Source organism: Glycomyces tarimensis (assembly GCF_054776215.1).
In genome coordinates this window covers 34,612-41,198 of the sequence record NZ_BAAHCB010000023.1, presented here as the reverse complement: position 1 = coordinate 41,198, position 6,587 = coordinate 34,612, and the positions used below count along the sequence as shown (strand labels likewise).

Genomic DNA, 6,587 nt, shown 5'->3' with positions numbered 1-6,587 from the left:
CCCCCCCACGCTCGTTCAACCGAAGATGTCGGCGACGGTGGGCGCCACTATCGCGAGCTTGTGCCACGCCCTGAGCTGCTTCGGATCCTCGCAGCTTTCGATGCGGTGTCGTTGACGCTCGGTGATCGGCAGGCCGCGATGGTCGAGGAGGTCGAGGAGGGCTTCTGCCATCCCGCGGGCCTCACCGCGGGCCTCGTATTCGGCGAGTAGTTTGCTCTGGTACGGGTAGGTTTCAGTTCTCATCAGAGCCTCCAGTATCGCGCGAGGCCGCTCCTCGAGCTGGCCCAGCATGTATTCAGCGTAGCGTGCGGCGCGCTCCACAGGGAGCGGTGCAAGCTCACTGTTCGCCGCCTTCATGATCGTTTCGACTTGCTCGTCATTGCGGTGGACGAGGACTCCAAGCACCATCTGCTCGGCGAGCGCACCGGTACCGGATGGCGCCGTCAGCTTCGGGTAGTTGTCGGGACCGAGCACGAGCGGCCGGAAGACGAACTCCGGGTGGCCGGTCTCGATCGGTTCTCTCGCCCACACAGCCGTGCCGGAGTCAGGGCAGACCACCAGGAGCACCACAGGGGCGCCGATCCGATGCCTGATGTTCGCCAGGTAAGCGGGCCAAGAGAAGCGCTTCCGCTTGTCCTTCTTGCGTTGGACCTCGACGATGATGCCGAGTCGGTTCGCATTGCCGCCGCGGCACAATACGACGTTGTCGCAGTTGAGGTCCCGCACTTCCTGATCGGTCGCCGATTCAGAGAATCCGATCACTTCGTCGTGGTCGGGGATCGCGATGCCAAGGAGGTCGCCTGCCAGCTCGACCGCGAATTCGGGTCGGCTGCGGCACAACTTCAGTGGCGTGTCGTGTACGTGAGTCGTCACGGTCAGTGATCATAGTCGGGCACTCTGACAATCCGGTTGTCCGGGTGGCGCAACGAGAAGGTGCCGCGGCGACTCGAAAGGTCTTGATACTCAAGGGCGTTCCGGGCGCCGTGCGACGATGCCCGCCGCGGCCGGGCGAGCGGGTCCGGTCGGTTCGAGTTGGACCGGCTCCAGCGGAATGTCGCCGCTGAGGAGCCGCTTGACCAGCCCGAGCAGGGGCTCGATGCGGTCGAAGCCGTCGGTGGTGAGGAACTCGGCGACCGGCACCCACCTGAACTCGAGGTCCTGCTCGTAGGCGTCGCCGCCGGAGACGCGCGGCTCGAACCGGTCGGCGCGGACCAAGAAGAGGTGGTTCTCCTGGGTGAACGGCCCATGGTCGTTGACGGTGTGGAAGCGTTGCAGGGCGACCGGGCCGATGAGCGCTTCCGCTCGGACGCGCAGACCGGTCTCCTCGTACAGTTCGCGCAGGACGGCCTCGGCCGGCGTCTCTCCCGGGTCGATGCCGCCGCCGGGCAGGAACCATTTCGCCGGCCTGCCGGGGACGGCCGAGCGGCCCACGAACAGGACGTGGTCGTCCTGGTCCATGACGATGCCCCGGGCGCCGCGCCGGTTGATCTGTGGTGTTTCGTCCATCGCGCTCACTGACCCAGTATCCCGGGACGCTCCGTGGCCGTCCAGCCCCATTTCGCGTCCCAGCACCAGGCGCCCCACGCGAGCTCAACGGGCGCTTGGGGATGCACACCCGCATTGAGTCCTTTGAGCAGTTCGGCGACGTGCGCGGGGAAGATCCGGTCGTCGGCGGCCTCGACCTCGTCCACCGTGAGCCAGCGCGACTCGTTGAGCTCCTCCCGCTCGATCGCTTCGAGGCGGTCGCGGACGGGCTCGAAGTGCGGGACGCGGCGGTAGAAGTAGGACTCGTCGTTGTGGGTCACGAGCTCGGGGCCGTCGGACCAGAGCCCTTCGGCGTGCGCGACCACCGGCCCGAGCTCGGCGGGGTCGAGGCGCAGGCCGGTCTCTTCGAATGCCTCGCGGGCGGCGGCCTCGGCGAGCGTCTCACCGTCCTCGACGCCGCCGCCGACGGTGACGTAGTACTCGACGCCCGGCGCCACGAACCCGTTGCTGTAGAACAGCAGGAGCCGGCCGTCCTCGTCGACCAGCAGTACGCGGGCACAGCGGCGCCGGACCGTGGTGGTCTGGTGTTCGGCGCTCACCGTTCGAGTATCCACCGGGCGTTATTCGAGGAGCGGGCAGCGCTTGTCGTCGCCGCGCCAGTCCGTCCATGCGAGCTCGAAGGGCTCGCACGGTATGTCGCCGCCGATGAGGCGCTTGACGAGCGCGGCGATCGGGACGGGGAAGACGGCATCGTCGGCCGCCTGGAGCTGGTCGAGGGACAGCCAGGCCGATCCGTTGAGCTGGTCGGCCTCCCACGGTTCGACGTTGTCGAAGTTCACCTCGAAGTGCCCGGCACGCAGGAAGAAGTAGAAGTCCTCCTGGTGGCCCTCATGCCAGTGCCCGGAGGTGTGGCCGACGACCGGTCCGAGGTCGGCCGGGTCGACGCGCAGGCCGGTCTCCTCGAACGTCTCGCGTGCCGCGGCCTCGGCGAGGCTCTCGCCCTCGTCGACGCAGCCGCCGACGGTGACGTAGAACTCCGATTCCGGTGTGACGTGGCCGGAGCTGTGGAGCAGCAGCACTCGGTCGTTCTCGTCGGCGATGAGTACGCGGGCGCAGTGGCGCACGTGATGCGAGGTTTCGTATGTCATGTCGCGAGTATCGAAGCCCGGACCTGAACGCACAACCGTCGTCTAGCTCGGTGCGGCTGGTTCGGGGGAGGTGTTCACCCAGGGCAGCTCGAACGGCTCGGGGAAGGTCTCGCCGGCGATGAGCCGCTTGAGGACTCCGGCCAGGCCGATCGGGTAGACGTACGCGTCGGTGGCGCGCAGGTCGTCGACCGAGAGCCACTCGAAGCGGCTGATCTCCTTGTCCTCGCCGTCTTCGAGGCCGTCGAGGCTGACCTCGAAGTGCTCGGTGCGCAGGAAGAAGAAGTTGTCGTCGGAGTAGCGGCGGATGCCGTCGTGGGTGGTCCAGGAGCCTTCGGTGTGGGCGACGAGGGGGCCGAGCTGTTCGGGGGTGACGCGCAGGCCGGTCTCCTCGAAGACCTCGCGGGCGGCGGCCTCGGCCAGTGTCTCGCCTTCGTCAACGCCGCCGCCGACGGTGAAGTAGTAGTCGGCGTCCTGCCGAACGAGTCCGGCGCCGAAGAACAGGAGCGCGCGGTCGTCCTCGTCGACGATGAGGACCCGCGCGGCGCGGCGGTAGGGGAGGCCGTCAGGGGTTCGATCCATGCCCCAAGCCTATCGGGGGCGGCCGTCGCTCTCCTTCGGCGAGAGGGCATCGGCTCGCCGAAGGAGGGCGCGCGGAACTTTTCTCGAAGCATTTCCCGGCGGGTGTCGAAATCGCGTCACACCGATCGACCTATGGGCAGAACGACGAACGCACCACTGAAAAGGACCGTGATCATCATGACTGCTCAGACCTACACCGCCACCGCCGTCACCACCACCGCCGCGAGGACGCACCGCCGCGGCGCCAACATCGCCGTCTGGGTCGCCCAGGCCGTCTTCGCGGCGTTCTTCGTCTTCGCCGCAGTGCCGAAGATCCTCGGTGACACCGCCTCGGTCGAGTCCTTCGACCAGATCGGCGCGGGCCAGTGGTTCCGCGTCGTCACCGGCCTGGTGGAACTGGCCGGCGCGATCGGCCTGGTCATCCCCAGGCTGTCGAGCCTGGCGGCGGCCGGCCTGGCGATCACGATGGTCTGCGCCACCTGGGTCAACCAGGTGCCGCTCGACATGCCGCTGTGGGCCGGCGTCAACACGCTGGTCTTCGCCGCCGCGTTCGCCGGCATCGCCTGGTACCGCCGCGATGAGAACCGCCGCCTGATCGCGATGGTGAGACGCTGAACCGAAGAGCAGACTACGGCGCCCGCCTCGGCGGGCGCCGCTGTGCTATCGGCGGGCGGCACCCACCGCCGCCGCCGGGAGTGAATCCGCAAGCAAACGCTGAGGAGTTTCAGGCGAGGTCGTCGGCGAGACTGACGATCGTCACGTCCATCGAGGAGTTCGCCGGGAACCGCATCTCGGAGGGCGACGCCCCTGCGGCCACGAGGTGCGAACCGAGCGCCGCCACCATCGCGCCGTTGTCGGTGCACAGCTTCGGTCTCGGGAAGCGGAGCGTGAGCCCGGCGGCCTCGGCCCGCTCGGTCGCCAGGGCACGGAGCCTCGAGTTCGCCGCGACGCCGCCGCCCAGCAGCAGCGTGTCCACGCCGTGCTCCTTCGCCGCGAGGATCGCCTTGCGGGTCAGCACGTCGCAGACGGCCTCCTGGAACGCGGCGGCCACGTCGTTGACCGGGATGTCGTTGCCCTCGGCCTTCTGCGCCTCGATCCATCGGGCCACGGCGGTCTTGAGCCCGGAGAAGGAGAAGTCGTAGCGGTGCCGCTCCATGTCCTTCGCGGCGGTGAGCCCGCGCGGGAACTCGACGTAGGCCCGGTCGCCCTCGCGGGCGGCCCTGTCGATGTAGGGCCCGCCGGGGAACGGCAGGCCGAGCAGGCGGGCGACCTTGTCGAACGCTTCGCCGGCCGCGTCGTCGATGCTGGCGCCGAGCTGCGACACCTTCCCGGCCAGGTCCTCGACCATCATGATCGTGGAGTGCCCGCCGGAGACGAGCAGGCCGATGGCCGGTTCGGGGATCGGACCGTTCTCGAGCGTGTCGACCGCGATGTGGGCGCTCAGGTGGTTGACGCCGTAGAGCGGCACGCCCGTGGCGAGCGAGTACGCCTTGGCCGCGCCGACGCCGACCATGAGCGCACCGGCCAGGCCGGGCCCCGCGGTGACGGCGATGCCGTCGAGGTCGGCCAGGGTCACCCCGGCCTCGTCGAGCGCGCGCTGAACGGTGGGCACCATCGCCTCGAGGTGGGCGCGCGAGGCGACCTCGGGCACGACGCCCCCGAATCTCGCCTGCTCCTCGACCGACGACGCGATCGCGTCGGCCAGCAGCTCCGTGCCGCGCACGATGCCGACCCCGGTCTCGTCGCACGAGGTCTCGATGCCCATCACCAATGGTTCGCTCATCTACAGATCCATCCTCATCACCGCGGCGTCGGTGCCGGTGTACTGGTAGTAGTTCTTGCGCACGCCGATGCCGTAGAAACCGTACCGGTCGTACAACCGCTGAGCCGGAGCGTTGTCGACCGCGACCTCCAGGAACACCGCTTTCGCGCCGGTCGCGCGGGCGCGGGCGACGAGGTCGTCCATGAGCATCGTCGCGATGCCGCGCCGCCGCAGGTCCGGGTCGACGGCGATGTTGTTGATCCACGCCTCGTTGCCGGTGAGGGCCACGCCGGCGTAGCCGACGACGCGCTCGGCGCAGAACACGGCGCGGTAGTCGTGCCCGGCGGCAAGCTCGGTCCACAGCAGACCTTCACTCCACGCCTCGGGCCCGAAGATCATCCGCTCCATTCGCGCCACCGCCGGCAGATGCCACCAGCGCAGACGCCCCATATGCAAGTCGCCGTCCATCATCCCAGCTTTACCACGTTGGCGCGCACGCCACCATGTCAGGCACCGGCGGGCTTCGCGTCGGGGCGGCGCAGGTACAGCGGGGTGAGCTTCTCGCTTGGCGCGCCCGAGCGCACGCGCCCGGCCGCCAGCTCGGCGAGCTTCACCGGGTCGGGGTAGACCGCATCGGTCTCGGCGGGGACCGCCAGCGCGTCGGCGTACTTGCTCGCGCCTTCCCCGATCGCGTAGTCCGCGTCGACTTCGCCCAGCTCAGCGGGCTTGCCGACCTGCGGCTCGCCGACGCGGCCGCCGTTCTCGTAGACCGCCCAGTAGATCTCCTTGCGCCGCGCGTCGGTGGCGACGAGCGCCCTGCCGCGGGTGTTGCCGCCGATGCCGTCGAGCGAGCAGACGCCGTAGACGGGGATGCCCAGGCCGTCGGCGAACGCGGCGGCGGTGACCATGCCCACGCGAAGGCCGGTGAACGGGCCGGGCCCCACGCCGGCGACGACCGCGCCGACGTCCCGTGCGGTGCGCCCGGTCTCGGCCAGGCACTCCTCGATGAACGGGGTGAGCCGCTCGACGTGGCCGCGGCTGTCGATGTCACGGCGGAACGCGGTCAGGAACAGCTCGTCGTCGGCGTCGATGTCGACGAGTGCGGCCTGGACGGCGCTGGTGGCGGTGTCGACGACGAGCGTCAGCATGCGACGGCACCGACCGGCTGTTCGAACGCCGCGAGGCGGGCGGCCCAGTCGCCGCCGCGGCCGTGGAGGGCGACCGCGCGCGTCTCGTCGGCGGCGCGTTCGATCGCGATCTCGAGGTGCGATTCGGCGAGGCGCTCGGCGAGTCCGGCGCCCCATTCGACGACGGTGACCGAGTCGGCCACGTCGGTGTCGAGGTCGAGGTCGTCGAGTTCGTCGAGGCTTTCGAGCCGGTAGGCGTCGACGTGCACCAGCGGCACGCCGGCGGTGCCGGCACGGTGCGTGCGGGCGATGACGAACGTGGGGCTGGTGATGCGGCCGTCGACGCCGAGGCCGGCCCCGATGCCCTGGGTGAGCGCGGTCTTGCCGGCGCCGAGCGGCCCGGTGAGGATCACGAGGTCGCCCGCGCGCAGCAGCCCGGCGAGGCGCTGCCCGAATTCGTGGGTGTCCGCGGCTGTCGGCATAGTC

Annotated in this window: 10 protein-coding genes; 1 reads left to right on the top strand and 9 read right to left on the bottom strand. The window is 69.7% G+C overall.

What is annotated here, in order from left to right; genetic code table 11:
- Positions 1–15: 15 nt before the first annotated feature.
- The 5 genes from ACYVK3_RS18825 to ACYVK3_RS18805 all read right to left on the bottom strand — a co-directional run bounded on the left by ACYVK3_RS18825 (position 16) and on the right by ACYVK3_RS18805 (position 3,212).
- Positions 16–873, bottom strand: coding sequence for a hypothetical protein (locus tag ACYVK3_RS18825; protein ID WP_460498872.1), 858 nt, complete (start codon positions 871–873; stop codon positions 16–18).
- Between the two features lie 90 nt (positions 874–963).
- A complete protein-coding gene (locus tag ACYVK3_RS18820; protein WP_460498955.1) occupies positions 964–1,506 on the bottom strand; it encodes an NUDIX hydrolase in 543 nt (180 codons plus the stop codon).
- Positions 1,507–1,511: 5 nt separating this feature from the next.
- Positions 1,512–2,084: an NUDIX hydrolase gene (locus ACYVK3_RS18815; RefSeq protein ID WP_460498871.1), complete on the bottom strand. Its 573-nt coding sequence runs from the start codon at positions 2,082–2,084 to the stop codon at positions 1,512–1,514.
- A 21-nt stretch (positions 2,085–2,105) separates the two neighbouring features.
- Positions 2,106–2,633 carry an NUDIX hydrolase gene (locus tag ACYVK3_RS18810; protein WP_460498870.1) on the bottom strand — a complete coding sequence of 176 codons (528 nt, stop codon included), beginning with the start codon at positions 2,631–2,633 and terminating at the stop codon, positions 2,106–2,108.
- Positions 2,634–2,675: 42 nt separating this feature from the next.
- A complete protein-coding gene (locus ACYVK3_RS18805; RefSeq protein ID WP_460498869.1) occupies positions 2,676–3,212 on the bottom strand; it encodes an NUDIX hydrolase in 537 nt (178 codons plus the stop codon).
- A gap of 177 nt (positions 3,213–3,389) precedes the next feature.
- Here ACYVK3_RS18805 and ACYVK3_RS18800 point away from each other — a divergent pair, with 177 nt between their 5' ends.
- Positions 3,390–3,827: a DoxX family protein gene (locus tag ACYVK3_RS18800; protein WP_460498868.1), complete on the top strand. Its 438-nt coding sequence runs from the start codon at positions 3,390–3,392 to the stop codon at positions 3,825–3,827.
- Between the two features lie 109 nt (positions 3,828–3,936).
- On the opposite strand, the gene tsaD is transcribed toward ACYVK3_RS18800, so the two are convergent.
- Genes tsaD through tsaE form a run of 4 tightly spaced genes read right to left on the bottom strand, consistent with a single transcriptional unit; the run spans position 3,937 to position 6,583 of the window.
- A complete protein-coding gene (gene tsaD, locus ACYVK3_RS18795) occupies positions 3,937–4,995 on the bottom strand; it encodes a tRNA (adenosine(37)-N6)-threonylcarbamoyltransferase complex transferase subunit TsaD (protein WP_460498867.1) in 1,059 nt (352 codons plus the stop codon).
- The gene (gene rimI / locus ACYVK3_RS18790; RefSeq protein WP_460498866.1) at positions 4,996–5,442 is read right to left on the bottom strand and encodes a GNAT family protein; all 447 of its coding nucleotides are present in this window, start codon (positions 5,440–5,442) and stop codon (positions 4,996–4,998) included.
- 38 nt (positions 5,443–5,480) lie between these two features.
- The gene (gene tsaB / locus ACYVK3_RS18785; protein WP_460498865.1) at positions 5,481–6,122 is read right to left on the bottom strand and encodes a tRNA threonylcarbamoyladenosine biosynthesis protein TsaB; all 642 of its coding nucleotides are present in this window, start codon (positions 6,120–6,122) and stop codon (positions 5,481–5,483) included.
- Positions 6,116–6,583 (bottom strand): tRNA (adenosine(37)-N6)-threonylcarbamoyltransferase complex ATPase subunit type 1 TsaE, encoded by a 468-nt coding sequence (gene tsaE, locus ACYVK3_RS18780; RefSeq protein WP_460498954.1) that lies wholly within the window; start codon positions 6,581–6,583, stop codon positions 6,116–6,118. Before tsaE ends, tsaB begins: the two co-directional genes overlap by 7 nt.
- Positions 6,584–6,587 lie beyond the last annotated feature (4 nt).

Coding starts and splice junctions, on each gene's coding strand:
- tsaD (WP_460498867.1), bottom strand. CDS start 4,995: ATGAGCGAACCATTGGTGATGGGCATCGAGACCTCGTGCGACGAGACC.
- rimI (WP_460498866.1), bottom strand. CDS start 5,442: ATGGACGGCGACTTGCATATGGGGCGTCTGCGCTGGTGGCATCTGCCG.
- ACYVK3_RS18805 (WP_460498869.1), bottom strand. CDS start 3,212: ATGGATCGAACCCCTGACGGCCTCCCCTACCGCCGCGCCGCGCGGGTC.
- ACYVK3_RS18810 (WP_460498870.1), bottom strand. CDS start 2,633: ATGACATACGAAACCTCGCATCACGTGCGCCACTGCGCCCGCGTACTC.
- ACYVK3_RS18800 (WP_460498868.1), top strand. CDS start 3,390: ATGACTGCTCAGACCTACACCGCCACCGCCGTCACCACCACCGCCGCG.
- tsaE (WP_460498954.1), bottom strand. CDS start 6,583: ATGCCGACAGCCGCGGACACCCACGAATTCGGGCAGCGCCTCGCCGGG.
- tsaB (WP_460498865.1), bottom strand. CDS start 6,122: ATGCTGACGCTCGTCGTCGACACCGCCACCAGCGCCGTCCAGGCCGCA.
- ACYVK3_RS18820 (WP_460498955.1), bottom strand. CDS start 1,506: ATGGACGAAACACCACAGATCAACCGGCGCGGCGCCCGGGGCATCGTC.